The organism is Aeromonas sp. WP2-W18-CRE-05, assembly GCF_014168615.1.
Classification (GTDB): domain Bacteria; phylum Pseudomonadota; class Gammaproteobacteria; order Enterobacterales; family Aeromonadaceae; genus Aeromonas; species Aeromonas caviae.
In genome coordinates this window covers 3,251,463-3,277,767 of sequence record NZ_AP021917.1, presented here as the reverse complement: position 1 = coordinate 3,277,767, position 26,305 = coordinate 3,251,463, and the positions used below count along the sequence as shown (strand labels likewise).

19 protein-coding genes are annotated in these 26,305 nt (G+C 63.7%); 8 read left to right on the top strand and 11 right to left on the bottom strand.

Translation table 11 applies throughout. From position 1 onward, the window contains the following. Positions 1 to 92: 92 nt before the first annotated feature. Together H7R73_RS15180 and H7R73_RS15175 are read left to right on the top strand one after the other, a co-directional pair. A complete protein-coding gene (locus H7R73_RS15180; RefSeq protein WP_010674269.1) occupies positions 93 to 833 on the top strand; it encodes an ABC transporter permease in 741 nt (246 codons plus the stop codon). Between the two features lie 3 nt (positions 834 to 836). Then, the gene (locus tag H7R73_RS15175) at positions 837 to 1,529 is read left to right on the top strand and encodes an ABC transporter permease (protein WP_010674270.1); all 693 of its coding nucleotides are present in this window, start codon (positions 837 to 839) and stop codon (positions 1,527 to 1,529) included. A 57-nt stretch (positions 1,530 to 1,586) separates the two neighbouring features. Here the strand turns inward: H7R73_RS15175 and H7R73_RS15170 are convergent, their stop codons facing one another. From H7R73_RS15170 to H7R73_RS15160, 3 genes are all read right to left on the bottom strand, one after another. Beyond that, on the bottom strand, positions 1,587 to 2,228 hold the full coding sequence (locus H7R73_RS15170; RefSeq protein ID WP_041215455.1) for an energy-coupling factor ABC transporter permease: 642 nt from the start codon (positions 2,226 to 2,228) through the stop codon (positions 1,587 to 1,589). Between the two features lie 94 nt (positions 2,229 to 2,322). Continuing rightward, the gene (gene pflA, locus H7R73_RS15165) at positions 2,323 to 3,165 is read right to left on the bottom strand and encodes a pyruvate formate lyase 1-activating protein (RefSeq protein WP_103259870.1); all 843 of its coding nucleotides are present in this window, start codon (positions 3,163 to 3,165) and stop codon (positions 2,323 to 2,325) included. Between the two features lie 75 nt (positions 3,166 to 3,240). After that, entirely contained in the window at positions 3,241 to 6,180 is a 2,940-nt protein-coding gene (locus tag H7R73_RS15160) for a sensor domain-containing phosphodiesterase (RefSeq protein ID WP_103243372.1), read from the bottom strand. Positions 6,181 to 6,314: 134 nt separating this feature from the next. On the opposite strand from H7R73_RS15160, the gene H7R73_RS15155 reads away from it, so the two are divergent. Further along, positions 6,315 to 7,991 carry an FAD-dependent oxidoreductase gene (locus tag H7R73_RS15155; RefSeq protein WP_103259871.1) on the top strand — a complete coding sequence of 559 codons (1,677 nt, stop codon included), beginning with the start codon at positions 6,315 to 6,317 and terminating at the stop codon, positions 7,989 to 7,991. Positions 7,992 to 8,100: 109 nt separating this feature from the next. Here the strand turns inward: H7R73_RS15155 and H7R73_RS15150 are convergent, their stop codons facing one another. Genes H7R73_RS15150 through H7R73_RS15130 form a run of 5 tightly spaced genes read right to left on the bottom strand, consistent with a single transcriptional unit; the run spans position 8,101 to position 13,211 of the window. Next, on the bottom strand, positions 8,101 to 8,529 hold the full coding sequence (locus H7R73_RS15150; RefSeq protein ID WP_042015948.1) for an ion channel: 429 nt from the start codon (positions 8,527 to 8,529) through the stop codon (positions 8,101 to 8,103). Position 8,530: 1 nt separating this feature from the next. Further along, positions 8,531 to 9,559, bottom strand: coding sequence for a DUF2955 domain-containing protein (locus H7R73_RS15145; RefSeq protein WP_182951314.1), 1,029 nt, complete (start codon positions 9,557 to 9,559; stop codon positions 8,531 to 8,533). Positions 9,560 to 9,567: 8 nt separating this feature from the next. Beyond that, the gene (locus H7R73_RS15140) at positions 9,568 to 10,659 is read right to left on the bottom strand and encodes an HlyD family secretion protein (RefSeq protein WP_103259873.1); all 1,092 of its coding nucleotides are present in this window, start codon (positions 10,657 to 10,659) and stop codon (positions 9,568 to 9,570) included. Further along, positions 10,652 to 12,169, bottom strand: coding sequence for an efflux transporter outer membrane subunit (locus H7R73_RS15135; protein WP_103259874.1), 1,518 nt, complete (start codon positions 12,167 to 12,169; stop codon positions 10,652 to 10,654). Before H7R73_RS15135 ends, H7R73_RS15140 begins: the two co-directional genes overlap by 8 nt. A 4-nt stretch (positions 12,170 to 12,173) precedes the next feature. Next, on the bottom strand, positions 12,174 to 13,211 hold the full coding sequence (locus tag H7R73_RS15130; protein ID WP_223955555.1) for an AI-2E family transporter: 1,038 nt from the start codon (positions 13,209 to 13,211) through the stop codon (positions 12,174 to 12,176). 87 nt (positions 13,212 to 13,298) lie between these two features. Here H7R73_RS15130 and H7R73_RS24415 point away from each other — a divergent pair, with 87 nt between their 5' ends. The 3 genes from H7R73_RS24415 (at position 13,299) to pbpC (ending at position 20,982) form a co-directional block, all read left to right on the top strand. Then, on the top strand, positions 13,299 to 13,433 hold the full coding sequence (locus H7R73_RS24415; RefSeq protein ID WP_010674281.1) for a hypothetical protein: 135 nt from the start codon (positions 13,299 to 13,301) through the stop codon (positions 13,431 to 13,433). Positions 13,434 to 13,763: 330 nt separating this feature from the next. Then, entirely contained in the window at positions 13,764 to 18,608 is a 4,845-nt protein-coding gene (locus tag H7R73_RS15125) for an alpha-2-macroglobulin family protein (protein WP_232092700.1), read from the top strand. Positions 18,609 to 18,660: 52 nt separating this feature from the next. After that, the gene (gene pbpC / locus H7R73_RS15120) at positions 18,661 to 20,982 is read left to right on the top strand and encodes a penicillin-binding protein 1C (protein ID WP_232092788.1); all 2,322 of its coding nucleotides are present in this window, start codon (positions 18,661 to 18,663) and stop codon (positions 20,980 to 20,982) included. A gap of 88 nt (positions 20,983 to 21,070) precedes the next feature. On the opposite strand, the gene H7R73_RS15115 is transcribed toward pbpC, so the two are convergent. Next, on the bottom strand, positions 21,071 to 22,030 hold the full coding sequence (locus H7R73_RS15115) for a hypothetical protein (protein WP_041212808.1): 960 nt from the start codon (positions 22,028 to 22,030) through the stop codon (positions 21,071 to 21,073). 164 nt (positions 22,031 to 22,194) lie between these two features. Here H7R73_RS15115 and thiI point away from each other — a divergent pair, with 164 nt between their 5' ends. Next, the gene (gene thiI / locus H7R73_RS15110; protein ID WP_039038656.1) at positions 22,195 to 23,643 is read left to right on the top strand and encodes a tRNA uracil 4-sulfurtransferase ThiI; all 1,449 of its coding nucleotides are present in this window, start codon (positions 22,195 to 22,197) and stop codon (positions 23,641 to 23,643) included. Between the two features lie 75 nt (positions 23,644 to 23,718). On the opposite strand, the gene H7R73_RS15105 is transcribed toward thiI, so the two are convergent. Beyond that, the gene (locus H7R73_RS15105) at positions 23,719 to 24,111 is read right to left on the bottom strand and encodes a hypothetical protein (RefSeq protein WP_039038657.1); all 393 of its coding nucleotides are present in this window, start codon (positions 24,109 to 24,111) and stop codon (positions 23,719 to 23,721) included. 101 nt (positions 24,112 to 24,212) lie between these two features. Further along, complete coding sequence (locus H7R73_RS15100; RefSeq protein WP_041215937.1) at positions 24,213 to 24,845, bottom strand: trimeric intracellular cation channel family protein; 633 nt, start codon at positions 24,843 to 24,845, stop codon at positions 24,213 to 24,215. Positions 24,846 to 25,227: 382 nt separating this feature from the next. On the opposite strand from H7R73_RS15100, the gene flaA reads away from it, so the two are divergent. Continuing rightward, the gene (gene flaA / locus H7R73_RS15095) at positions 25,228 to 26,160 is read left to right on the top strand and encodes a flagellin A (RefSeq protein ID WP_048207384.1); all 933 of its coding nucleotides are present in this window, start codon (positions 25,228 to 25,230) and stop codon (positions 26,158 to 26,160) included. Positions 26,161 to 26,305: the final 145 nt, after the last annotated feature.

Below are 26,305 nucleotides of genomic sequence, written 5' to 3'. Positions count from 1 at the left end.
GAACAACGACAGGTTGATCCCGTCAGTAGTCATCGGGCCCGTTGCCTTCCGCTGGGAGTGACGGGCCCGATTGCGATGGAGCTGCATTGCATATGTTTGATTTGAAAGGATACGAAACCTCTCTGCTGGAGGGGGCCTGGATCACCCTGGAGGTGGCGCTTGCCTCCCTGCTGCTGGCCCTGGTGCTCGGCATGCTGGGGGCCCTGGCCAAGCTCTCTCCCTACAAGTGGGCACGCGGCATCGCGGCGGCCTACACCACCGTCATTCGCGGCATCCCGGATCTGGTGCTGATGATGCTGCTCTTCTTCGGCGGCCAGGTGCTCATCAACGGGATCTGCACCTGGGTCAACGAGGCATACAACAACCACCTGCTGGCGAGCAACCCGAACCAGGAGTGGGTCTCCCTGCTGCCCGATTACATCGACATCAGCCCTTTTGCGGCCGGGGTCGCCACCATCGGCTTCATCTTCGGCGCCTACATGACCGAGACCTTCCGCGGCGCCATCCTGGCGGTGGACAAGGGGGAGCTCGAGGCAGCCCGTGCCTTCGGCATGCGGGCAAGCCAGGTCTTTGTGCGGATCCTCTTTCCCCAGATGATGCGCCACGCCCTGCCCGGGTTTGGCAACAACTGGCTGGTGCTGCTGAAAACCACGGCTCTGGTCTCCATCATCGGGCTCGATGACATGGTGCGAAAGGCGTCGCTCGCGGCGGGCTCGACCCAGCAGCCTTTCACCTTCTACATGGCGGTGGCGCTGATCTTCCTGGTCTTCACCGCAGTCTCTACCTCGGCGCTCAAGTGGGCCGAGCGTCACTACGCCATCAAGACGAGGTAAGCCATGGATTTCTCGATCATTCTCAAGGAGTGGCCCACCTACTGGGAGGGGCTCTATACCACCATCTGGCTGGTGGCCGCCTCGCTCATGCTGGGGCTCATGCTGGCGGTGCCCATGGGCATACTGCGCAACAGCCGCAACTGGTTGATAAAGGGGCCAATCTGGGCCTATATCTACTTCTTCCGTGGCACCCCGCTCCTGGTGCAGCTCTTCATCATCTACTACGGTGCCGCCCAGTGGGAGTGGCTCAAGAACAGTGCGGCCTGGTCCCTCTTCTCGGAAGCCTGGTTCTGTGCCCTGCTGGCGTTCACTCTCAACACCGGCGCCTACACCGCCGAGATAGTGCGTGGCGCCGTGATGAACATGCCCAAGGGGCAGATAGAAGCGGCAAGCGCCTTCGGCATGACCCGCTGGCAGACCCTCACCCGCATCATCCTGCCCAACTCGTTTCGCCGTGCGCTGCCGGCCTACAGCAACGAGGTGATCTTCATGCTGCAGGGGTCGGCGGTGGCGGGCATCATCACCATCGTCGATCTGACGGGGGCCGCGCGGATCATCAACTCCCGCTACTACAGCCCGTTCGAGGCGTTCCTGACCGCAGGTCTGCTCTACATGCTGCTCACCTTCGTCATCGTCTGGTTGTTCAAGAAGTGGGAAGCCCGCTGGCATGCCCACCTGCGCCCGCGCAGCGTCTGACTGCCAGCAGAGAAAAAGCCCGCAACTGCGGGCTTTTTTTATGGACCACGGGCAGGCTCAGCGCCCCAGGTACTCCCTGTCGAAGAAGGTGTTGACCCAGTGGGGGCGATAGACGGCGAGCAGGGTCATGGTCATGCCGTTGAGGAGCGCCTCGGGGAAGAGCAGCAGCGGCCAGATGGAGAGGTAGTCGGCGCTGATGGTGTGCCAGGAGTAGGTGCCGCTCACCCCCATCAGCAGGGCGCTGGCGATCACCTTGGCCGAGATGCTCAGCGCCCCCCCGAGAAATGCCGCCACGAACAGATAGACGAAGAGGTGGCGAGGCAGCCAGGCCCAGCTCCCCAGAAACAGCAGCCAGCTGGTGGCCACCGGCAGGGCGACGCCGATGAGGGCTTGCCAGCCGATGTCGGCCAGGGGGATGACCCCGAAGTAAGCGAGGAGCAGCAGGGTGAGGCAGGGGGCAAGCAGGGCGAGGCGCCAGCCCAGCAACAGGGTCAGGCTGGTGAGGCCGAGAAAGTGGATCTCGAGCCCCTCGTGCAACCCGGCCCGCAAGGTCCACAGCGGTACCAGCACGATGGCGCCGCCGAGGCAAAGATGCTGATAGAGCGGGTGGGCGCCAAGGGTGCGCAGCAGGGAGGCGTTCAGACTGAAGGCGAGCAGCACCAGCCAGAGCAGGAGGGCGGCGACTTGTCCTTCACTCATGAGCGGTTCCCCCGGATGCGGCTGTCGGTGATGGCGCCGTGGCGAACGCCAGCGCAATGAAAAGAGGCCGCCCTCTGCCGGGCGGCCTCCTGTCTCAATACTTCACGTTGGGGTGATACTTGCCAAGGATGCTCTGGACCCTGTCCATGGTCTCCTTGCTGGGGGGCTTGATGCCGACCAGATCATAGGTATCTCCCAGCACGTCCCACTTGTGCTTGCCAAGTTCGTGGTAGGGCAGCAGCTCCACCTTCTCGACGCACTCCCCCAGCTCGGCGATGAACTGGCCGAGTCCTTCTGCGCTCTCGTCATCGTCGGACCAGGTGGGCACCACCACGTAGCGGATCCACATGGTCTGACCGCGGGAGGCCAGGTAGCGGGCGAACTCCAGGGTGTATTTGTTGCTGACGTGGGTGAGGGGAATGTGCTTCTCGTCGTTGATCTGCTTGATGTCGAGCAGCACCAGATCGGTGTTGTCCAGCACCCGGTCGAGCAGTTCGTCGTAGTGACGCACGAAACCGTTGGTGTCGAGGCAGGTGTGGATCCCCTGGGCCTTGCAGGCGGTGAACAGTTCGGCGATGAACTCCTGCTGCAGCATGGCCTCGCCGCCGGAGGCGGTCACGCCACCGCCGGAGGCATTCATGAAGTGGCGATAGCTGGTGAGATCCTTCATCAGCTCGGGCACGGTGACCTCGCGGCCGCCCTGGGTGTCCCAGGTGTCCCGGTTGTGACAATACTTGCAGCGCATCAGGCAGCCCTGCATGAACACGATGAAGCGGATGCCGGGGCCGTCGACGGTCCCGCAGGTCTCGACGGAGTGGATCCGGCCAATGATGTCGGTAGTGCCGGTGTCGCTGGCTTCAACGGTCGGGATCCGCTGCGTGCCGGGGGTGGCAGGTCCCTTGGATTCAACGGCGGGGATCCGGTTAATGACTGACATAGACGACTCCAATGGTGCGGACAAGGTTCGAGCGGTCGTTATTTTATGACAGAAAGCCCTATAAATCCTACCAGTTTAGCCCGCAGGGGTGGCACCCAGCAGGCTCTCCAGTGCCTTGACGGGGAGCGGCCGGCTGGTGAGGAAGCCTTGATAATGCTGGCATCCCAGGGCCTTGAGCACGGCGAGCTGCTCCTCTTCCTCCACCCCTTCGGCGGTGACGGTGAAACGAAACACCCGGGCGAGATCCAGGATGGCCTTGACGATGGCCTTGTCCTGTTCGCTGTGGACCAGGGTCTGGATGAAGCTTCTGTCGAGCTTCACCTCGTCGGCGGGCAGATCCCGCAGATAGGCCAGGGACGAGTAGCCCGTGCCGAAGTCGTCGATGGAGATGAGCAGGCCGAGGGCCTTGAGCTGGCGGATCCTGGCGATGCTCTCCAGCCGGTTTTCCAGCACCACGGACTCGGTGATCTCCAGCAGCAGGCGCGACGGTGGCACCCCGGTGTCCCGCAGAATGTACTCCACCTGCTGCACGAAACCGGCGGTGTGGAACTGGCGGGCGCTGACGTTGACCGACAGATGGGGGATGGCGAGACCATTGTTGAGCCAGAAGCTGTACTGGGCGCAGGCGGTCTTCATCACCCAGTAGCCTATCTCCTGGATCAGGGTGGTCTCCTCGGCGATGGGGATGAACTCCCCGGGGGGCACCATGGTGCCGTCGGCCTTCTGCCAGCGCAGCAGCGCCTCTATGCCCGAGAGCGTGCCGTTGTCGACCCGGTATTGGGGCTGGTAGTGCAGCACCAACTCGTTGTTGCGCAGGGCATCGCGCAGCTGGTTGTTGAGAGAAAGCTTGCTCTTCTCTTTTTCCGCCATGGCTTCACTGAAGAAGATATGGTTGCCCTGGCCCGCGCGCTTGGCCATGTGGACGGCGGTATCGGCCTGCTGCATCAGGACAAGGTGATCCTTGTCGTCATCGCTGAACAGGCTGATCCCCACGGAGGCGCTGCAGTGCAGCTTGTGATCGCCGATGTCGAAGGGGGCACGGAAGATCCCCATCAGCTCCCGGGCAAAGTGCTCCGCCAGGATCTTGGCGGTGATATAGCCCTGGCCCAGTGCCGTGAAGAGCAGGGCAAATTCGTCACCCGAGGTGCGGGCGAGCACCAGGTTCTCCTGGGGCAGGGACTTGAGTCGCACCACCACGGCCTGGAGCAGCAGATCGCCGCAGGCGTGACCGAGGGAGTCGTTGATGGATTTGAAGTTGTCCAGATCCAGCAGCAGCAGGGCCCCCCACTGACCACTCGGGGCCTGCAGGGTGCGCTGCATGATGTCGGTCAGGCTCCGCCTGTTGTAGAGATCGCACAGGTCGTCGTAGTAGGCGAGGCGCTCAATGTGGCGGGCGGTCTCTTTCTCCTGGGTGATGTCGTGGAAGCTGCAGACGAAGTGACTGATCTCCTCCTCCTCGTCCTTGACCCCGCTCACCATGAGCCGCACCGGGAAGAGGTGTCCCTCCCTGTGCAGGCATTGTTCCTCCCCGAGCCAGTATCCCTGCCGGTTGACCGCCGCGATCACCTCCTCCTTGAGGGTGTCGCCATAGTAGGTGGGCCTCAGGGCGTCGATGTGCAGACCCAGCATCTCCTCGCTGGCAAAGCCGGTGATGCGGCTGAAGGAGGCATTGACCTTGAGGATGATGCCCCCGTGATCCATCACCAGCAGGCCGTCGTGGGTGTTGAAGGCCACTTCGGCCAGGCGCAGGGCATCGTCATTGGCCAGGCGCTGCAACTCGCTGGCGGCCCGCTCGCGCTGTTCGTAGAGGACGTCCAGCAGGGACGCGGGATCGGCCAGAGGGGTGGCGAGCAGCAGGGTGAGTTGTCCCAGGGGGAGACCGTTTGGCCCCGGGAAGGGGATGCCGACATAGGCCTTGGCGTCGAGAGCCAGCAGCTGGCTGGACTGGGGATAGCGCAGGGCCAGATCTTCCACGTAGAGGCTTTGCCCGTGCTGGAAGATCTCCCGGCCCGGGCCGATGTCCATGGGCATGGGTTTGACGACGGCGAAGGTCTCCCCCTCCACCACGCAGCGGGGAATGAGCCAGAGATCCTGGCCGCGAGGCTGAAACTCGCCGATCCAGCCCATGTGGGCACCGCTCAGGCCCATGGCCCAGCGCAGCAGGGCGCGGCAGTAATCGTTGCCGGTCAGGTTGGCAAGCCCCGGGGGAGGCGCGAGGTCCGGGGCGTCGGTCGCCACGGGGTCCGGCTGCCAGTGGCCGAGCAAGCGGGCGCAATGACGCACCAGTTGCAGGGTGTCATCGCTGATGAGGGTGCTCTCGGCATACTCCAGGCTGAGCACGCCGATGAGCTTCTCCTGTTCCAGTAAGGCGCCGTCCAGGCGGGAGCAGACATTGGCATCGGCCAGATAGTAGTGCTGGCTCAACATGGGCTGGTGGGCTGCCTCCGAGAAGCTCAGGGCGCCCCGGGCGCGCAGGGCCCGGATGTAACGGCTGTCTCCGCGAATGGCACCGAGCGCGTCCACCCCCAGGGTGAACACCGGGGTCAGCTGCTCGCCGCCCAGGGCGCCATGGGCCTGGTAGTGCCAGAGGATCAGGCGATCGGCCCCCAGGCACTCCTTGAGGCTCTCCAGCATGGCGTCATACTGCTGCTGGCTGGCCATCTGGCTCAGGCGCGGCAGTTGCAGGGACAGGCTGGCGGCGCTCTCCTGGGATTGGGTCTGCAGGCAGATGAGCCAGAAGGCGTCCTGCTCGTGGGAGAGGGAAATGTGCCAGAGGAGGGCGTCAAAGCGCAGCACCAGCTTGCCCCCCTTGCCGCTGGCCAGCCGCTGCTCGATGGGCTGGCGCAGGGCGTCCGGCAATTGGGCCGGCCAGGCACTGCGGGGCTCGTCGAGCCAGTGGAGCGGCGTCTGCATCACATCGGTCAGGGCGACCAGCCGTTGACTACGGGTATCCAGGCGGAAAAACAGGGGCGCCTGGCTGGCGGTCGGAAGATGGCTGAGCGCGGTAGACGACATGAACTGACACTATCCTGTTGAGCAATTGTCGGAGGGCAAGAATACTGCAAATCCGTGGCAAACAAAATTTCATTGAGTTCTAAATTAGATAAGTCTAATTTATTGGTCATTTCCTGTTGTGTGGAGTCTTGCAGATGAAACGGATCCTGATTGTGGGTGGTGTGGCCGGGGGGGCGTCCGCCGCCGCCCGTGCCCGCCGTTTGAGCGAAGAGGCGGAGATCGTGATGTTCGAGCGGGGCGAGTTCGTGAGCTTCGCCAACTGCGGTCTGCCTTATCACATCGGGGGGGATATCCCGGATCGGGATGCCCTGCTGCTGCAGACGCCGCAAAGCTTCAAGCGCCGGTTCAACGTGGATGTGCGGGTGTTTCACGACGTCATCGAGATAGACAGGGCCGGCAAGAGCCTGCTGGTGCGCAACCTGCTGACCGGCGAAGAGCGTCGCGAAGCCTACGACGTGCTGCTGCTGAGCCCGGGCGCCGCCCCCATCCGGCCTCCCTTCCCCGGCATCGACAGCCCGGGGGTACACACCCTGCGGAGCATTCCCGACATGGATCGCATCCTGGCGGCGCTGGCGCACGACAAGCCCCGCCACGTCACCGTGGTGGGGGGCGGTTTCATCGGACTGGAGATGATGGAGGCGCTGCACCAGCGCAAGCTGGCGGTCACCCTGCTTGAGCTCTCCGATCAGGTGATGGCGCCGGTGGACAAGGAGATGGCCAACCTGCTCCACGCCCGCATCCGCGAAGAGGGGGTCGATCTTCGCCTGCGCACCGGCCTCGCTGCCATCGAGAGCCTGGAGCTGCCGGCGGAGAAGGGCTCGGCGGTGCCTGCCGGCCTGCGTCTGACCCTCAATGACGGCTCTCATCTCGACACCGGCCTGCTGATCCTGGCGATTGGCGTCAAGCCCGAAACCCTGCTCGCCGCCAAGGCGGGGCTGGTGCTGGGCCCCCGCGGCGGCATCAAGGTGGATGCGGGCATGCGCACCTCGGATCCCTTCATCTACGCGGTGGGGGATGCGGTGGAGGAGACCGATTTCGTCACCGGCGAGTCCGTGCTGATCCCGCTGGCGGGCCCGGCCAACCGTCAAGGGCGCATCGCCGCCGACAACATGCTGGGGCGAGCCGAAACCTACAAGAAGACGCAAGGGACCGCCATCTGCAAGCTGTTCGATCTGGCGGTGGCGAGCACGGGGCTGAACGAGAAGCGGCTGGTGCAGTTGGGATTGCCGTTCGAGAAGGTCTATGTCCACCCGGGCAGCCACGCCGGCTACTACCCCGGCGCTCACCCGATCAGCCTCAAGCTGCTGTTTGCGCCGGACGGCAAGATCTACGGCGCCCAGGCCATCGGCAAGGATGGCATCGACAAGCGCATCGACGTGCTGGCGGTGGCCCAGCGTGCCGGGCTCACCGTGTTCGATCTGCAGGATCTGGAGCTCACCTATGCGCCGCCGTTCGGCTCGGCCAAGGACGCTATCAACATGGCGGGCTTCGTGGCGAGCAACCACCTGAAGGGGGACACCCTGCTCTGCCACGCCGCCGAGGTGCAGGCTCGCCACCCCCATCAGCAGGTGGTGGATGTGCGTAGCACCCCAGAGCTCGACAAGCTGGGGCGCATTCCGGGGGCGATGCACATTCCTCTGGACGAGCTGCGCAGCCGCCTCCATGAGCTGCCCAAGGATAAAGAGCTGCTCATCAGCTGCCAGGTGGGGCTGCGGGGTCACGTGGCCTGCCGCCTGCTGAGCCAGCACGGTTTTCGGGTCAAGAACCTCTCCGGCGGTTTCAAGACCTGGCAGACGGTGATCGCCGAGTAGATCCTCCAGGCTGACATGGCCCGATTGATCACTCTGTATGCAAACGGGCCACTCCAAAGAGTGGCCCGTTTTGTTGCCGCAGGGGTTTGCCGCAGGTGGCCCCTCGCTGTCAGGGGGTCACGTCATCGAACTGCTTGCGAATGTGGTGCTGCAAGACCGCGAGCATGGAGGCGCCGGAGAGGCCTATCATCAGGGCACCGTTGACTGCCTCCAGGGGGCCGAGCAGCTTCCACTGCGGGCTCATGACGATGTCGCCATAGCCCAGAGTGGCGAAGTTGACCCCGGAGTGATAGACGGCCTCCTGCAGGGTATCGAACTCCCCTAGCCACAGGAAGAGCCCGCCCCAGACGCCGATCTGGGCCAGGTTGCCCAGCATCACCAGGGTGATGATGCCAAACAAAGCCAGCATGCCGGCCAGGGCCCCCTCGCGTCGATTGAATCGCTTGACGTAGAAGCGGATGCACCAGACGGATACCAGGGATTGCAGCAGCATGTTGACCAGGATCACCGGGATGCCGACCAAAAAAATCGTTAACATATCAATCTCCTAGCTTGGCTTCTGCCAGTGGGCGGCCGGCCGGCCACCACTGCTCGAGCAGCAAGATACAGAGCCAGCCATAGCCGGCCACCACCAGATAGAGGCCGCAACGCATGGCGGCCGCCAACCACACATCCTTGCCGGTGGCGCTGTCCTCGATGGCCGGGCCAAACAGGATGAGCGCCGTGATCCAGGTGTTGCTCCAGAAGGATGGCGGGAAACGCCCCACCACCAGCCGCACCAGGCGCCGCGCCAGCCAGAGGGTCATCAGGACCAGCATCAGTACCAGCATCAGGAGCGAGGGCCAGAGGCTGAGCCCGAGCCAGAGTGCGAACGCCAGCAGGGCGCCCATCAGGGTCGAGAGCACCAGCTCCTGGCCCGCCTGTCTGGCGTTGAGGGAGGTACTCTGCTGGGCCAGGGTAACCGTCTTCATCACCGCCGGAATGTAGAACGCCGGATTGCCGAGGGCCAGCAGCCACACCGGCAGCACCATGGCGACGGCGCGCAGCGCCAGCCGCTCGGGGTGTTCGGGGGGGGGCGGCGGCGCCCTGGTCGCCGCCCCGGCCACCGGCAGGGGAGGGAAGAGCGCGTGGGCCAGGCGGTTGACCAGGGTGCCTATCAGGATCCCCAGTCCCATCATCTGGGCAAGGGCAATGGCAAGGGACTGCTCGATGAGACCGGCCACCGGGATCACCGTGATGGCCATGATGAGCAGCATGGCGGCGGCGCCCTTGCCGGCCATCGCCTGCTGCATCAGCAGGTAGAGCAGCAGGGCGACGAGCAGCACGGCCGCCATGGCATAGTGGGTCAGCAGGGGCACCAGCAGCACGCCGCCGACCATCACGGCCAGCAGCAGAGCGCCACCCAGCAACCCTTTGCCAAGGCTGAGCGGCTCGCCGGGTCGGCACAGCACCACCCAGGCCATGATGACCCCGAGGTGGGGCATGGGCAGCGCCAGGCCGTAACAGATCCCCGTCGCGAGCCCGATGCCCGTGCCAATGCGCAGTACAGCCCTGTCGGCGTTATGCATCTGGTGCCTCAATAGAGGAAGGAGAAGAGGCTCATCAGGCGGATATAGAGTGCCCCCAGGAGGTGCATCACCCCGCTCTCGCCGGTGTAGACCAGCACGTCGGCCTGACCACCGATCCGCAGCGCCTCGACCGGGGGGAAGTCGTCGCTCTGGAAGGCGACCTTGACCGGGAAACGCTGGGCCTGGCGCAGCCAGTCGCGGTTGTTGTCCACCGTGGGCAGGGTACCGGCGGGCTGGTTCTTGCCATCGCCCACCCCGTGGCCGACGCTGCGGACTTTCCCCTCGAACAGCTGTCCAGGCAGGCTGTCGAGCAGGATGGCGACCTTGTCCCCTGGTCGAATGTTGCCGAGGTTGTTCTCCGTCAGATCCGCCGATACCCAGACGTCGTGGATGGCGATCAGGGTCATGGCCGGGGCGCCGGCCCCGATAAACTGGCCCGCATCCGTGCTCAAGTCGGTGATGAGCCCCCGGCCCGGCGCCACCACGCGGGTGTTCTGGCGATCCAGCTCGGCCTTGTGCACCGCCGAGCGGGCACTGAGCAGCTGGGAGTTGTCATCGCCGCTCTCCCCGGCGGCCTCGATGGCGCGGCGAACGTCGGCTTCGGCCGCCGCCACCTGGCTCTTGGCTGTCTCGCGGTTGGCTTGGGCCACCTCCAGGCGACGCACCGAGATGGCCCCCGGATCTTCCCGATAGAGCCGCTCCTGGCGCTCCGCATCCTTGGCTGCGTTGTCGTAGGCAGCGCGCATGGCCATCAGGGAAGCCTCGGCCGCCTTGACCCCTTCGGTATTCGCCTTGACGCCGCTCAGCACCGTCTGGTAGTCGGATCTGGCCTTGGCCAGGGCGATGTCATAGGGCTCGGGATCGATCTCGAACAGGGGGGTGCCGGCCTCCACGTCCTGATTGTCGTGGACATAGACCCGCTTGATCTGGCCGGACACCTCGGCGGCGACGGGGACCACGAAGGCCTGCACCCGGGCCTGGGAGCTGTAGGGGGTCAGCCGGTCCGCCAGCAGATACCAGCTGAGCAGGAGGAGGATCGCGGCCAGCAGCCCGAGGGTGGCGCGGCGGCTGGCCTGGCCGGGAGAGGCTGTGTCAGTCATGGGAGCTTGCCTTCTGTGTCATGGGGGAATGGGCTGCGTCGAGCAGGGGGGCCCAGTCGGCGCGCGTGCGCAGCTGGGCCTCCACCTTGGGGGTCACCAGGGGACGTTCGCGCCCCTGTTCCCAACCGCCACCCAGTGCCTTGTAGAGGGTGATGAGATCGCGCATCCGGGCGCCGCGGCTGTTGACCAGGCGCTCCTGCTGGTTGAACAGGGCGCGCTGGGAGTCGAGCACCCGCTGGAAGTCCGCCATCCCCTCGCGGTACTGGGTGTTGGCGATTTCGAGGGAGCGACGGGCGGCCTCGCCGGTCTGGGTCAGCAGGGCGATTTCCTCCTGGCCGTTGGCGTAGGCCACCGCCGCGTCATCCACCTCGCGGGCCGCCTTGAACACGCTGTCGCGATAGCGTTCGTGCAGCTGCTGGAAGCGGGCGTCCTGCACCAGGATCTGGTTGCCGAGCCGGCCCTGATCCAGCAGGTTCCAGCTCAGCGAAGGGCCGACGGCCCAGGAGAAGGTGCCGCTCTCCCCATTGGTGGCGTTGACCCCCAGGGTGCCGAGCAGGGTGATGGAGGGGTAGAGCTCGCTCTCGGCCACCCCGATGAGGGCCGACTGGGCGGCCAGCTGACGCTCCGCCACCCGCACATCGGGACGACGGCGCAGCAGATCCGCCGGCATCTCGGTGACCAGGGCCAGCTCTCCCAGGGGGATCTTGCCGGTGTCCGAGGCCATCTCGGGCAGGGGACCCGGGGGTCTGGCGAGCAGGGTCGAGAGGGCGTTCTGGCTCTGGCGCAGGCTGGTCTCGAGCTGGGGAATGCCGGACAGGGTGCCCAGGTACTGGGTCCTGGCTTGCTGCACGTCCAGCTCGGCGCTGTTGCCGCTCTTGAACAGTCGCTCGGTGATCTCCAGGCTGCGCCGCTGGATGCGGGCATTCTCCCGGGCGATCTGGAGCCTGGCCTCCAGGGTACGGATGCTCACATAGAGCTGGGCCACCTGGGCGGCCATCAACACCTGGATGTCGTCATACTGGGCCAGGGTCGAGAAATAGCTGGCATCCGCCGCCTCGACTCCGCGCTGGAACTTGCCCCAGAAGTCGAGTTCCCAGCCGAGGTTGAAGCCGGCGCCGTAGCTGCTGCCCGCGCTGCTGTGGCCGCCCCGGGTCTGACCTGCCTGGAGGAATTCTGCCGTTCCCACCGTCGCCTGGGGGCCGAGCAGGCTCTCGGCGATGCCAAGCTGGGCCTGGGCCTCGAGGATCCGCAGGCCGGCGATCCGCACGTCCGGATTCTTGAGGAAGGCCTCCTCCACCAGGGCGCTCAGCACGGGATCGTGCAAGTTGTCCCACCATCGTCGGTAGTCGGTCACCGTCACCGCCTGCTGACCCTCGCTGGCGCTGTGCCAGTTGGCCATCTCCTCGACACCGGGGGCCTGATAATCGGGCCCGAGCAGAGTACAGGCACCGAGCAGCAGGCAGGTGCCCCCTGCAAACAGGGGGCGAAGGAGAGAAAGTGCGTCGGCCATGGGGTTATTTTTCCGCGTTGGCCAGACCGTCGTTGACCCAGGCCATGAAGATGCGATAGCCGATGGAGAGCAGGGTGGCACCGATGAACATGCCGAGGATGCCGTTGGTGGCCATGCCGCCGAGGGCCCCCAGCAGCACTACCGGCATGGGCGCATCGACGCCACGCCCCAGCAGCAGCGGCTTGAGCACGTTGTCGGCCATGCCGGCCACGACCAGCAGCACTGAGTAGATGACGTTGAGCAGGGTGCCGTGATCCCCCGCCATCCACATGAAGGCGATGGCCGGTCCCGTGACCAGGATGACGGGGACCTGGGCGATGCCCAGGATCAGCGCCAGGACGAAGAAGATGCCGACCGCCGGGATCCCGGCGAGGGACATGATGACGCCGGCCAGCAGGGCCTGGATGAAGGCGACCCCGATGACCCCCATGGCCACGGCCCGGATGGTGCTGGTGCACAGCTTGGTGAGGGCGAGGCCCTTGCGCTCATCGGTGATGCGCATGGCGATGCGCTCGGCGCTGATGGCACCCGGTGCACCCCAGGCCATGATGATGCCGGCCACGATGAAAGAGGCGACGAAGCCCAGCAGGCCGCCCCCCATGCTGGCGAGCATGGTGACAGTCTGCTTGGCCATGTCGCCGAGCTGCGGCTTGTAGCTGATGAGGAGGCTCGGCAGATCCACGGATGCCTTGGTCCATAAGGCGTGCAGCTTGGCACCGATCAGCGGGATGCTGGCGATGTCGGCGGAAGGCGCCGGAATCACCAGAGTGTTGTTGTTCACCTTGTCTATCAGGGCGCTGACGCTGTCTCCCAGGGAGCCCAGCATGGCAACGGTGGGGGCCACGATGAGCAGGATGCCCAGCAGGACCAGCAGGGTGGACGACTGGCCCTGTTTTCCCCCGAGTCGGGCGGCAAAGCGCTGATGGAGGGGGTAAAGGGTGACCGCCAGGATCAGGGCCCACAGCATCATGTTCATGAAGGGGGAGAACACGGTGAAGCAGAACGAGCCTAGCGCCAGAATAAGGCCAAATTTGATGAACATGTCCAGGAATCTGGCAACCAATCTTTTTTCGACGAGGGACAGATCGTTATTTTCCATGCTGATATGACTCCAGAGAGGGATGGATGCATGACCCCGCTGACCCTGTGTGAACTCAAGGTCGGCATTCTGGTCGATGGACAATTAATAAGTTTGTTTTCAATGGTTGAGGCATACATCGAGCGCACCTGCACGTTATGTATGGCACAGGTGTTCAAGGCTTAAAAAATATTTATCTGCTTGATATGTCGTTGATTGGAAGGCCTGCATTGAGCAGGGCCGAGCATAATGAATGGCCCGATCACGCACAAGTGAACAGTGGTGCCCGGTTTAGCCCGGGTTCAGAAAATCACGACAATCCTCTTTCATGGAACAGGACATCGCATGCAGGGTCTCGAATAAACCTCGCGGTTCACGGAGCGTCGCGCTCCCGTTCGAGGCGATGCGCCCATCTCTGTTGGCCGATGCCGCCCGATATGGCAGTTGGTGTTCCCGGGAGTGACGCTTTATTCTATTGGCTCCTGCGCTGCGGCGATCCAACCCGGGATGAACACCATGCACCTCTCTCTCTCCTGCCCCGTGACTCGTCTTCCCCGTGTGGCCTGGCTGGCGGCGCTGCTGCTGGCCGGTTGCGGCCCCGACAAGCCTGTCAGCCAGGTTCCGACCACCGAATCCACTGCCCGGCAGGAGGCGGGGGCGCCCGCCTCCGTGGTGCAGGCCAATGCCCGCCAGTATCGGGATGCCCCGGCGCTGGCGCTGGTCTTCTCCGGCCCATTGGCGCCCAAGGCAAACTGGCAGAGCTGGCTTTCTGTGAGTGAAGGGGGCAAGCAGGTGCAGGGGGAGTGGATCCTCGCCGACGATGGTCGCACCCTCTATTTCCCGAACGTTCAGCCCGACAAGAGCTATGAGGTGAGCCTCAAGGCTGGGCTGGGCCCATCCCCCCAGCGCTGGACCCTCAAGACCCGGCCGCTGGAGGCGGGGGCGTCGTTTACCGCGAGCGGCATGGTATTGCCGCTGCGCGACGAGCTGCGCCTGCCCATCAGCGCGGTCAATGTGGATGAGGTCAATATCGACTTCTTCCGGGTCGATGCGGAGTATCTGCCCCGTTTCCTGGCCGAGTATCGCCCCGGTGCCGGCATGGGCAACTGGGAGCTTGAGCAGATCACCAAGCGGGCCAAGCGGGTGTTCAGCGGCCGCTATGCGCTGGAGCTCGATGCCAACCGGCGCGAGACCCGCCTCATCAATGTGAAGGAGCCGCAGCTGGCGGAGGCTGGCGTCTACTTTGCGGTGATGTCGCCCCTTGGCAACTACGACTGGCGCAAGGAGACCACCTACTTTGCGGTGAGCGACATGGGGCTCAGTGCCCGCCGTTACCGCGATGAGCTGGAGGTGTTCGTCAGCTCCCTGGCCAGCGCCGACCCCCTCAAGGATGTGCAGCTCTCCCTGCTCGACCAGAAGGGCAACCGGCTGCAGGTGCAAACCACCGACCCCCAAGGTCATCGCCGCTTCGATCAGGTGCAGGGGGCTCGCCTGCTGCTGGCCGAGCAGGGCAACCATCTGGCGGTGCTGCGCCTCGATGGCGCGGCCCTCGATCTCTCCACCTTCGATCTCGGCACCCAGCCCTGGCAGGCCCAACAGCTCTATCTGTTCAGCGGGCGCGATCTCTATCGCCCCGGCGAGCGGCTCGACAGCGAGATCCTGCTCAAGGGGCAGGATGGCCAGCTGCTGCCGGGCATGGCGGTGGAGCTGGAGGTGAAACAGCCGGACGGCCAACTGCTCGAACAAAAGCGCCTGCTGCCGGACAATTTGGGCGCGGCCCACTACGGCCTGCATCTGCCGGATGATGCGCCGCTCGGGCGCTGGACCATCAACCTCAAGACTGCCGCCGGTAGCCGCTTCGAGTGGCCTTTTCTGGTGGAGGAGTTTCTGCCGGAGCGGCTGAAACTGCAGCTTGGCAAGGGGCCGGATGGGGAAGTGACGAGTCTGGACGCCGCCCTCACTCTGCCGCTGCAAGGGGACTATCTCTACGGCGCACCAGCCAGTGCCACCAAGGCGAAGGCGGAGGTGAAGTTAAGCCGCGCCACCATGCCCTTTACCCAGTGGCAGGAGTTCACGCTGGGTGACGTGCTGCTCGCCGAGCAGGCCAAGGATCTTGAGCCGCGGAGTCTCACCCTGGATGCGCAGGGGCAGGGGACTTTTTCGCTTGCTGATGAGCTCGATGGGGTGCGTGCCCTCGGGCCGCTGGAGGTGGCCTATCGGGTGTCGCTCTCCGAACCCGGTGGCCGCGCCGTCAATCGCAGCCGCACCCAGTATGGCTGGCCCGCGGGCAGCCAGTGGCCGGCGCTCAAGGCCGATTTCGTGGCGGAGCGGGTGGAAGGGGGCAAGCCGCTCCCCTTCCAGATCCTCAACCTCGATGAGCAAGGCCAGCCGGTGGCGGGGGGGGTGAAGGTGCGCCTTATCAACGAGTACCGCGACTACTACTGGCACTACGCCGATGGGGAGGGGTGGAAGTACGAGTTCAACAGCCAGCCCTATCTGGAACAGGAGCAGACCCTGCAGCTGGATGGCAAGGGGCCGACCCCGCTCACGCTGCAACTGGCGGCGGGCTGGTATCGATTGGAAGTGGAGAACAGTCAGGGCCATCAATCCAGCCTGCGGGTGGAGATAGGCAGTTACGCCTGGGGCGGCGGTGGGGAGCAGGCACGGCCCGACAAGATTGCCATCACTCTCGACAAGCGCGCCTATCAGGCGGGTGACAAGGCCAAAGTGACCCTGGTGGCCCCGCGCCCCGGCAAGGGGTTGCTGCTGGTGGAAGATGGTGACGGCCTGCGCTGGTGGCAGCGCATCGAGCTCAAGGGGGCCGGTGGCGATGCCAAGGATGCCCGCGGCGAGTTCGAGATCCCGGTCAGCCCCGAGTGGCAGCGCCATGATCTGCATATCTCGGCCCAGATTGCCGCGCCAGACAGTGACTCAAAGCCGGTGAGCCAAAAGAGTGTGCAAAGCCTGCGCTCGGTCGGTCTGGTGCCGCTCACCCTGGATCGGGAAGCGCGCCGTCTTCCGCTTACCCTGAGCGCGCCGGACAAAGCGGTGCCGCTTACCCGGCTGGAGGTGATCGCCACCTCTACCCCCAACAGTCAGGGGCGGGTGGTGCTGGCGGCGGTGGATCGGGGTGTGCTCAATATCAGCGACTACCAGCCCCTCGACCCGTTCGAGATCTTCTTTGGTCGCAAGCGCTTCGCCCAGGATTTGTTCGACAACTACGGTCAGGTGATCCCGCCGCAGGATGGCAAGCTGGCCCGCCTCAACTACGGGGGTGACCGGGCGCCGCTGAAAAAGGGCGGCGCGCTGGAGAGCCGGGTCGAGATAGCCGCACTGTGGAGCGGCGAGGTGAGTTTTGACGAGCAGGGCAAGGCGGTGATCCCGCTCGAGCTGCCCAACTTCAACGGCGAACTGGCGCTGATGGCGCTGGCCTGGAACGAACAGCAAGTCGGTGAGGCCGAGCGCGCCGTCAAGGTGGTGGCACCGCTGGTGGCCGAAATTGGCTGGCCGCGCTTTGGCGCCAGAGGGGATGAGACCCGGGCGCTGGTGCAGCTGCGCAACATGAGCGGCGAGGATCAGACCCTCTCCCTTGTCTGGACCCTCAACGGCGGACTCAAGGCAAACGGCGAGCTGCCCGGCACCCTTTCCCTTAAAAATGGCGAGGAGCAGTGGCTGACCCTGCCGCTCACCGTGACTGGGGCGAGCGGCGTGGCAAGCCTGCAGTTGGCTGCCAGCGGCAAGGATTTTGCCATCAGCCGCGACTGGACTTTGCCGCTGCGATCCCCCTGGCCGGCCGAGACTCGCCAGCGCTACCAGATGCTGGCTCCCGGCCAGCAGATGAGCTTTGCGCCAGCTGAGCTGGCCGGACTGGATCGCGCCAACCTGCAGGGGCTGCTCAGCCTCTCCGGCACTCCCCCCTGGGATCCGGCAGCCCAGTGGCAGGCGCTGGCCGACTACCCCTATGCCTGTCTGGAGCAGACCCTGTCCCGTGCCTGGCCTTACTTGCTGACCACGGCGGATGAGCGGGCCGCCTGGCGCAAACCCGCACAGGGCAAGAAAGCGGCGAGTGAGGCGGATGTGCAACGCGCCCTGCTGCAACGGTTGCAGCGGTTGCAACTACCCAGCGGCGGCTTTGGCCTGTGGGATGGCCGCTCCGACGAGGAGCAGTGGCTCACCGCCTATGCCGCCGACTACCTGCTGGCGCGCAAGGAGGCGGGCGATGCCGTGCCGGAGGCAATGCTCAATCAGGCTTTGAACCGGATGCAAAACTATCTCACCGACAGTCAGTATGGCGAGCGCTGGAGCAGTGCCCCCGAGCACAGCCGGCTGGCCTATCAGTCCTACAGCGCCTATGTGCTGGCCCGGGTGGGCAAGGCCCCACTCGCTACCCTGCGTCTTATCTGGGAGCAGCAGGCCGATCACGCCCGCTCCGGTTTGCCGCTCTTGCACCTCTCGCTGGCCCTCTCGGCCATGGGGGATGAGCAGAACGCCGCCAAGGCCCTCAGTCGGGCATTGGCGACCGAGCGCGGTGACGATTATCTGGGGGATTACGGCTCACCGCTGCGCGATCAGGCCCTTGAGCTCTCCCTGTTGCGCCAGCACAAGCTGGCTGCGGAGCGCTGGCCCGCCCTCAGTGCCAAGGTGGCCGATACCCTGGCCCATCGTCAGTGGCTCAGCACTCAGGAGCGGCTCGCCCTGTTGCGACTCGCCCGCGTCGATCCGGCCGTCGACTGGCAGGCCAGGGTAACCTCCTCTCTTGGCAGTGGATCCCTGAGCGGTTCGGTTCCGCTGCAGCAGGGTGCCCCCGAGGCACTGGCGGCGAGCGCCGTCACCAACGAGGGCAAGGGCTCCCTCTATGTGCAGCGCACCTTGATCGGTTACCCCGAGCAGGCTCCTACCCGGTTGAGTCAGGGGATAAGCGTGACCCGCAGCTGGTTCAACAGCGACGGTCAGCGTTTTGACCCGACCAAGGTGAAGGTGGGCGATCTGGTGGTAGTGCGGCTCAATGTCAGCAGTGAATCGGCGGTGCCCGATGCCCTGCTGGTGGAGATGGTGCCCGCTGGCTTCGAGCTGGAGAACCCGGCCCTTGGCAACAGCATCAAGCTCGAAGAGCTCTCCATCGAGGGGAAACCGGCGTGGCAGAGCGAGTGGAACGATTATCTCAAGCATCAGGAGTTTCGCGATGACCGCTACACGGCGGCGCTGGATCTGAGCGCCGGGAGCAACCAGCAACTGGTCTACCTGATGCGGGCGGTGACGCCGGGTCGCTATCAGGTGCCGCCGACCCAGGTGGAGGATATGTACCGACCCGAGATCCGGGCTGTGGGTGAGGATATCCACGAGGTGATCATCTCTGAGTAACAAACCCTCCCTTGAGCGGGTTCGCCCGCTCACTTTCTGGCAGCGTGGCTGGCTGAAATTGGGTCGCACTGGCCACGCTGGCTTGCGTTGGCTTGGTGGCCTGCCACGCTGGCTGCGCTTTTTGGTGCTGGGTGTTGTAGCACTGCTCCTGTCATTGCTGGCGCTGGATCGTATTTTCCCGCCGCCGCCGCTCGACCCGGCCTACGCACGGGTGGTGCTCGACATGAAGGGGCGACCGCTGCGCGCCTTTGCCGATACCAGCGGCGTGTGGCGTTACCCCGTGACCCTGGAGCAGGTCTCCCCCCGCTATATCGAGGCGCTGCTGGGCTACGAGGATCGCTACTTTTGGCACCATCCCGGGGTCAATCCGGTGGCCATGGTGCGCGGGGTCTGGCAGTGGCTGCGCTATGGGCGGGCCGTGTCGGGGGGCTCGACCCTCACCATGCAGGTGGCGCGCCTCATCGAGCCCTACCACAGGAGCGTGCCCGGCAAGCTGCGCCAGATGGCGCGTGCGCTGCAGCTGGAGTGGCACTATGACAAGCGCACCTTGCTTACCGTCTACCTCAACCGGGCACCGTTTGGCGGCAATCTGGAGGGGGTGCAGGCCGCAAGTTTTGCCTATCTCGGCAAGAGTGCAGCCAAGCTGACCTATGCCGAGGCGGCGCTCTTGGCGGTGCTGCCCCAGGCTCCCAGCCGCAACCGGCCGGACCGGCATCCCGAGCGGGCCCGCACCGCCCGTGACAAGGTGATGCAGCGGCTGGTGGCACAGGGTGTCTGGCCCGAACAGGTGTGGCTGGAGGGGCGTATCGAGCCTGTGCTGGCCCGCGGTCACTTCACGCCGATGGAGGCGCCACTGTTTGCCCGTCTCGCCGCCGACCATCAGGCCGGGGCCCTGGTGCATACCACCATCGACGGGGATCTGCAGCGCTGGCTGGAGGGACGGGTGGCAAGCTATATCCGCCGCTTCCCCGAGCAGACCTCAGCGGCGTTGCTCTTGGTAGATAACAAAACCATGGCGGTGCGCGCCTATGTGGGCAGCGCCGAGTATGGCAATTTGCGTCGCCACGGTTACCTCGACATGGTGCAGGCGATCCGCTCCCCCGGCTCCACCCTCAAGCCCTTCATCTACGGTCTGGCGATGGACGAAGGGTTGGTGCATTCGGCCTCCCTGCTCTCCGATGCGCCAAGGCTGGGCTCGGAGTATCGCCCCGCCAACTTTTCCGGTGCCTTTCAGGGGCCGGTGACCCTTGCGAAGGCGCTGCAGCAATCCCTCAACGTGCCGGCGGTGCAGGTGCTGGAGGCGCTTGGGCCGGACAAGCTGGTCAGCCGCCTCGACAACGCCGGAGTGCGGCTGGCGCTCGTAGGCAAACCCAATCCTGCCATCGCGCTGGGGGCGGCGGGCATTCGGCTCGAACAGCTGGTGGCGCTCTACAGCTCGCTGACCCGGCAGGGGCAGGTGGCCATGCCGGTCTGGCTGGCGGGGCAGCAGGCGGTGTCGCGTCCCTTGCTGAGCCCGGGAGCGGCCTGGATCATCTGGCAAATTTTGAGTGCCCAGGGACGGGCAGATCAACCTTTTGCCAGTGAGGCGACCGGCCGGGTCAACCGACTGGCCTGGAAGACCGGCACCAGTTATGGCTATCGCGATAGCTGGGCCATGGGGGTCTCCGGTCGCTGGACCATCGGCGTCTGGCTGGGGCGCCCCGACGGCACCCCCATGCCCGGCTTTTATGGACAGAGTGCGGCAGTGCCACTGCTGCTCTCTGTCTATTCGCGGCTCTCGGACAACAGCCCCCTGCCAACACAACCCAACACGGTGAGCGAAGCGGAGATCTGCTGGCCCTTGGGGCGCAAGGGGAGCGCGACCCTGCCTGAGGCCTGTTTGCAGCATCAGAGCGCCTGGTTGCTGGAAGGGCGCGACCCTCCCACCTTGCCGGACCCCATGGATTGGCCCTCGCCGCTGCGCCAAGTCGCACTGACCGCCGCGGGCAAGCCGACGCTGACCCGCTGCCACGATGCGGCACAATCCGCTTTTAGAGCGCTCTGGCCGCTGTCGCTGGAGCCATGGCGCTCACCGGGCGAGCGGCGTCAGGCGCTGCTTGCCAGGGGCTGCGCGGGGGAGGGGCAGAGCGCCGAGCAGCAGGCCCCCATCCGCATCCTGGCACTGGGGGAGGGCAACCTTATCCGCACTCAGCGCTATCGGTTGCAGCCCAGGGTGCTGGGCGGTGTCGGCAAGCCGGCATGGTTTCTCAACGGCCAGCGGCTGCGCTGGGACGGGGATCAAGTAGTGAGCAAGGCGGGCCGCTATCAGCTGGTGGTGGTGGATGAGGCGGGAAACAGCGATCGCATCGAGTTTCGGCTGGAAAACCCCTCCTGAGGGCGTGGTGAGCGCCAGAATATTGACGGCATCGGTGATGGTCCCGATGCCGTCAGTTGATTGTCGATTCCCCGGCAGAGGCGGGGAGTCAGGGCTTGACCTGCCCCAGCCGGGTGAAGAAATGCCGGCTCTTGCGCTGGTGGAAGTGGCTCTTCTTGATGGGATGAAACACCAGGTCGCTCTGTGGGTGACTCCCCTTGAGGTGGTGGATCATCGCCATGGCCGGTAAGCCAGTACTGACGAGCGTGGTGAGCGGCAGGGTGACGGTCTCGGGTCCCAGCAAGGGTGTGAACCCCTGCTGGGCCTGCTCGAAGCGGGTCAACACGGCGGGTTCGGCGTAGCCGCTGCCCAGCATGGCGAGCAGGGCATCGAGGGCCTGATGGAACTCGGCGAGCTGCTGACGAAAGCCGCTCCGCCCCCGCAGGGCAATGAGCTCTGCAAACGGGATGTCGGCCAGGTGAGTGGGCACTTGCAGCGGGATCTCGAGGTGGAAGCAATCCTGACCGCCGCGATTGTGGTAGCGAGATTCGAGCAGGTGGAGCAGGCGGTCGAGATAGTCGTGATCGGTAATCAGCGCCCCGTCATTGGCGAGTGCCCACTCACGGGCGAGGCGCATGGAGAGCAGGTTGGCAAAGCGGCGCGCCATTCTGATCCCCCCTTCATCCTGCGTCGCAAAGCCGTGGGTCAGACAAAACCCGTGTAGCCGCTCCAGTCCCGCCTGAGCCGGGCAGAAGCAGTCGTGGTTGGGGGCTGAACGCCAGCGGGCGATGAGCTCCCTGTTGCCAAACACCTTGTGACGTACGAAGTCGGGGGCGACCAGGCCGGCAATCTGGCTCTCCACCTGGGGCGTGATATGGGCGAAGAAGGCGGGTCGTGGCGGCTCGGCCAGCAGGTCGGTTTGCTGGCGCAGGGTCTCCAGCAGGGCGGTGAGACCGCTCTTCTCACTGACGGTGAAGACGAAGGCGAGCCGCTCCAGATAGAGCAGGGCAAACTTGAGCCAGAGCTCGTCGCGTACCTCCATGCCGGGGTAGTAGATATGGGTTTTCATGGATGCTGTGTTGCCAGGATGCAGGGGTGGGAATATACGCATGATTGCCCGGATGCGGCAAACTTTGCGTGGGGGAATGTGAGCGGCCGCTCATGCAGTAGGCGCTGGTCACAAAGTTCTGATATAATTCGCGCCCTTAAATCAAGGCCACCCGAGTCATTACCATGAAGTTCATTATCAAGCTGTTCCCTGAAATCACCATCAAGAGCAAGTCGGTTCGCCAGCGCTTTATCAAGATCCTGCAGGGCAATATCCGCAATGTCCTGCGCCGCTTCGACGACGATGCCCGGGTGCGGATGGATTGGGACAAGCTGATCGTGAGCTCCCGTAATGACCAGTTCCGCGAGCAGGCCATCGAAGCCCTGGCCTGCATTCCCGGCATTCAGGCCTTCCTCGAGGTGCAGGCCAGCAAGTTTACCGACCTGCACGACATCTTCGAGCAGGTGAAAGCCGTCTGGGGTGATCAGCTCGAGGGCAAGACCTTCTGCGTGCGTGCCAAGCGCCACGGCAAACACGAATTCTCCTCGCTGGAGATTGAACGTTACGTGGGCGGCGGTCTGAACCAGCACTGCGTGAGCAACGGTGTGCGCCTCAAGAACCCGGATGTGAAGATCAACCTCGAGATCGATGGCGAGGAGCTTTTCATCGTCAGCGCCATCCACCAGGGGCTGAGCGGCATGCCCATCGCCACCCAGGAAGATGTGCTGAGCTTGCTCTCCGGCGGGTTTGACTCGGGTGTCGCCTCCTTCCAGTTCATCAAGCGTGGCTGCCGGGTGCACTACTGCTTCTTCAATCTGGGTGGGGCGGCTCACGAGATCGGCGTCAAGCAGGTGGCCTATCACCTGTGGAACCGTTTCGGCTCCTCCCACCGGGTGCGCTTCACCGCGGTGGACTTCGAGCCCGTGGTGGCCGAGATCCTCGAGAAGATCGACAACGGCCAGATGGGGGTGGTGCTCAAGCGGATGATGATGCGTGCCGCTGCCAAGGTGGCCGACGAGTTCCAGATCCCAGCCCTGGTGACCGGCGAGTGCGTTGGTCAGGTTTCCAGCCAGACCCTCACCAACCTGAACGTCATCGACCGGGTGACCGACAAGGTGATCCTGCGCCCGCTCATCACCTGGGACAAGCCGGACATCATCAGCGAAGCCCGCCGCATCGGCACCCTGGAGTTCGCGGAGACCATGCCGGAGTATTGCGGCGTGATTTCCAAGAAGCCGACCGTGAAGGCCGAGCTCTCCCGCATCGAGGCGGAAGAGGAGAACTTCGACTTTGCCATTCTGGACAAGGTGGTGGCTGAGGCCCGTTACCTCGACATTCGTCGCATCGGTGAAGAGACCGCCGCCGAGGTGCAGGAGGTGGAGACCACCGCCGAGAGCGGTGACGACGAGGTGATCCTGGACATTCGCTCCATGGAGGAGCATGACGACAAGCCGCTGGTGGTGGAAGGGCGCGAGATCATGCATATCCCCTTCTTCAAGCTGGCCACCGCCTTTGGTGACCTGCCGAAAGAGAAGACCTACCTGCTCTATTGCGATCGTGGCGTGATGAGCAAACTGCAGGCGCTTTACCTGAAAGAGAAGGGCTTTGCCAACGTCAAGGTCTACCGTCCGTGATGTGACGGCAAGACGCGTATAAAAAATCCGGCCAAGGCGCCGGATTTTTTATTTCACTCGGATGAAGGTAGACGCTCAGGGGCAGGGGACCGGGGTGAAGGTTTCCTGACCCTGACAGCGCCAGCCCATCTCGGCCTGACGCATCTGCCACAGGTTGTTGCTGCGAAACAGGGTCAGGATGTAGAGCATGTCGCTGCGCTGGCCATCAAGGGCCACCGAGAGCACCAGATCGTTGTCCAGCTGTTGAGCATGGATACGGGTGGGTACATCTTTATGGCCGACGAAGCGGCGAGCCACTTCGCGATAGTCGTTGACCCAGCCTTGCTGACTGCTGCTTGCCTGACGGATCTGCTGGTTGAACTGCTGCACCGGGGTGGATGCCAGACGCCCGAACAGGGCCTGTGCCCCCGCATGAGCCGCTGCCACCATCATCAGAACAAGTGTGGTAATGAGCCCAAGTTTTTGCATGAGGTTTTCCGGCTTGAAACGACCCCTGTATGACAACAGAAAAGCCGACTTGGTTCAATCTTGTCCCTGCCGGGATGGGATCTCGCCCACTCTGAAGCTTCTCAGTTGCGCTGCAGCGAGAAGGTGGGCAGGGAGAGGTGCCAGTAGATGGCCGCCACCCGCAGACCAAACACCCCGAGCATGCTGATGAGCATGGCGCTGACCCTGTCTACCCCAATTTCCAGCGACAAGGTATAGAGGATGCCGCCCAGAATGCAGGCGGTGGCGTAGATCTCCTTTTGCAGCACCATGGGCACTTCCCGGGCCAGCACGTCCCTTATCATGCCCCCAGCGACCCCTGTCATGGTGCCCATCAATACGGCGATAAGCCCCGATGTACCAAAGTTGAGGGCTTTTTGTGCCCCGATCACGGTAAAGAGCGCCAACCCGAAGGCGTCCGCCACCGGCAGCACGTACCAGGGCATGCGGCGGGGCAGCTTGACCATCCACATGCCGATGAGCGCCGTGGCAATGACCACCCAGATATAGAGGGGGTCGCGCACCCAGAAGACCGGGGTTGCCCCCAGGATCATGTCACGGATGGTGCCACCCCCGATGGCGGTGACCGCCGCCAGCACCATGACACCGAAACCGTCCATCCTGAGGCGGCCCGCCACCAGTACGCCCGAAAACGCGAATACCGCAGTACCAAACATGTCGCTGATGTAAACAATCTGCTCAACCAGTGTCTGCATGGAGAACAACTCACGTCCAATAGATGATGGGGCGGCGATTTTAGGGGCAAGGTGTGGGGATGAGCAATGCTGGCGTGCAAAAGTGGGAGCCAGCGCCGGTTTCTGAAGGCTGGGTGAAGATCACGCTCCCGCCTTGTCTGATGCGGGCTGTGGCCACTATAGCCCGGGGGGCGGGCTGTCAGGTGACAAAAAATCCCGATTTTTTTCTCAAGGGAAGGGAATAGAGGCCGATATATAGGTTAGGCGGCGATTACTGCCAGAAAGGCAGAAAAAAGAAATTAAAGTCTTGTGAAAAGGCGCCGTTAACTAAACATATCAGGCACAAAACACAATAAAGCCTGAGTGAATTAAAGTTAAATTTTAATAGCTTAGGAGAAAAATCATGAGTCTGTATATCAATACCAACGTTTCATCGCTCAACGCTCAGCGTAACATGATGAACAGCACCAAATCCCTGGATACCTCCTACACCCGTCTGGCCTCCGGCCTGCGCATCAACAGCGCCAAGGACGATGCGGCAGGTCTGCAGATCTCCAACCGTCTGACCTCCCAGATCAACGGTCTGGACCAGGGCAACCGCAACGCCAACGACGGCATCTCAGTAGCCCAAACCGCGGAAGGGGCCATGGATGAAGTGACCTCCATGTTGCAACGGATGCGGACACTGGCTCAGCAGTCAGCAAATGGGTCAAATAATCAGGATGATAGAGATGCTCTGCAGGCTGAATACAAGCAGCTCTCTACCGAGATCAACCGTGTTGCCAACGATACCACTTTCGGTGGTCAGAAACTGTTGGCTGGTGGATACAAAGGTACCTTCCAGGTTGGCGCAGATGCAGGTCAGACCATCTCCTTCAAAATGACCACTGCTTTTACGATGTCTGGTATTGCCAGTGCCACAAAGGGGAGTGCTACAGTAGCTGCAGCAACAAATTCTGCTGCGAGTACAACGGCTGATGCTTGGGTTGTGACAGCTGCATCAACAGCAGTGACTTGGTCCACTATAAGCGACATATCTGGTTCAACAGACTCTAATGCTCAGCTGGCTTTTGCCAATCTGGACAAGATGATTCAGGTGGTGGATAGCAAGCGGGCGGAGCTGGGTGCTGTACAGAACCGGTTTGATTCCACCATTCGCAACCAGGCCAATATCTCGGAAAACGTCTCTGCCGCTCGCTCCCGTATCCGCGACGCAGATTTTGCAACCGAGACCGCCAACATGACCAAGCAGAACATTCTGCAACAGGCGGCTTCCAGTATCTTGTCCCAGGCCAATCAGCGCCCGCAGTCTGCTCTTTCTCTGCTGCAAGGCTAAGCCGACTCAGTGTAGAAAGTGTAAGAAAAGAAAAGGGCGGTTGTTCAGGCCGCCCTGGTAAACAAGATGGAACAATGGGGTGTTCGGATTTACGCCTTGTTCTATCGAAAGAGAAGTTCTCTTATTGGTATACCCCTCGAGTGTT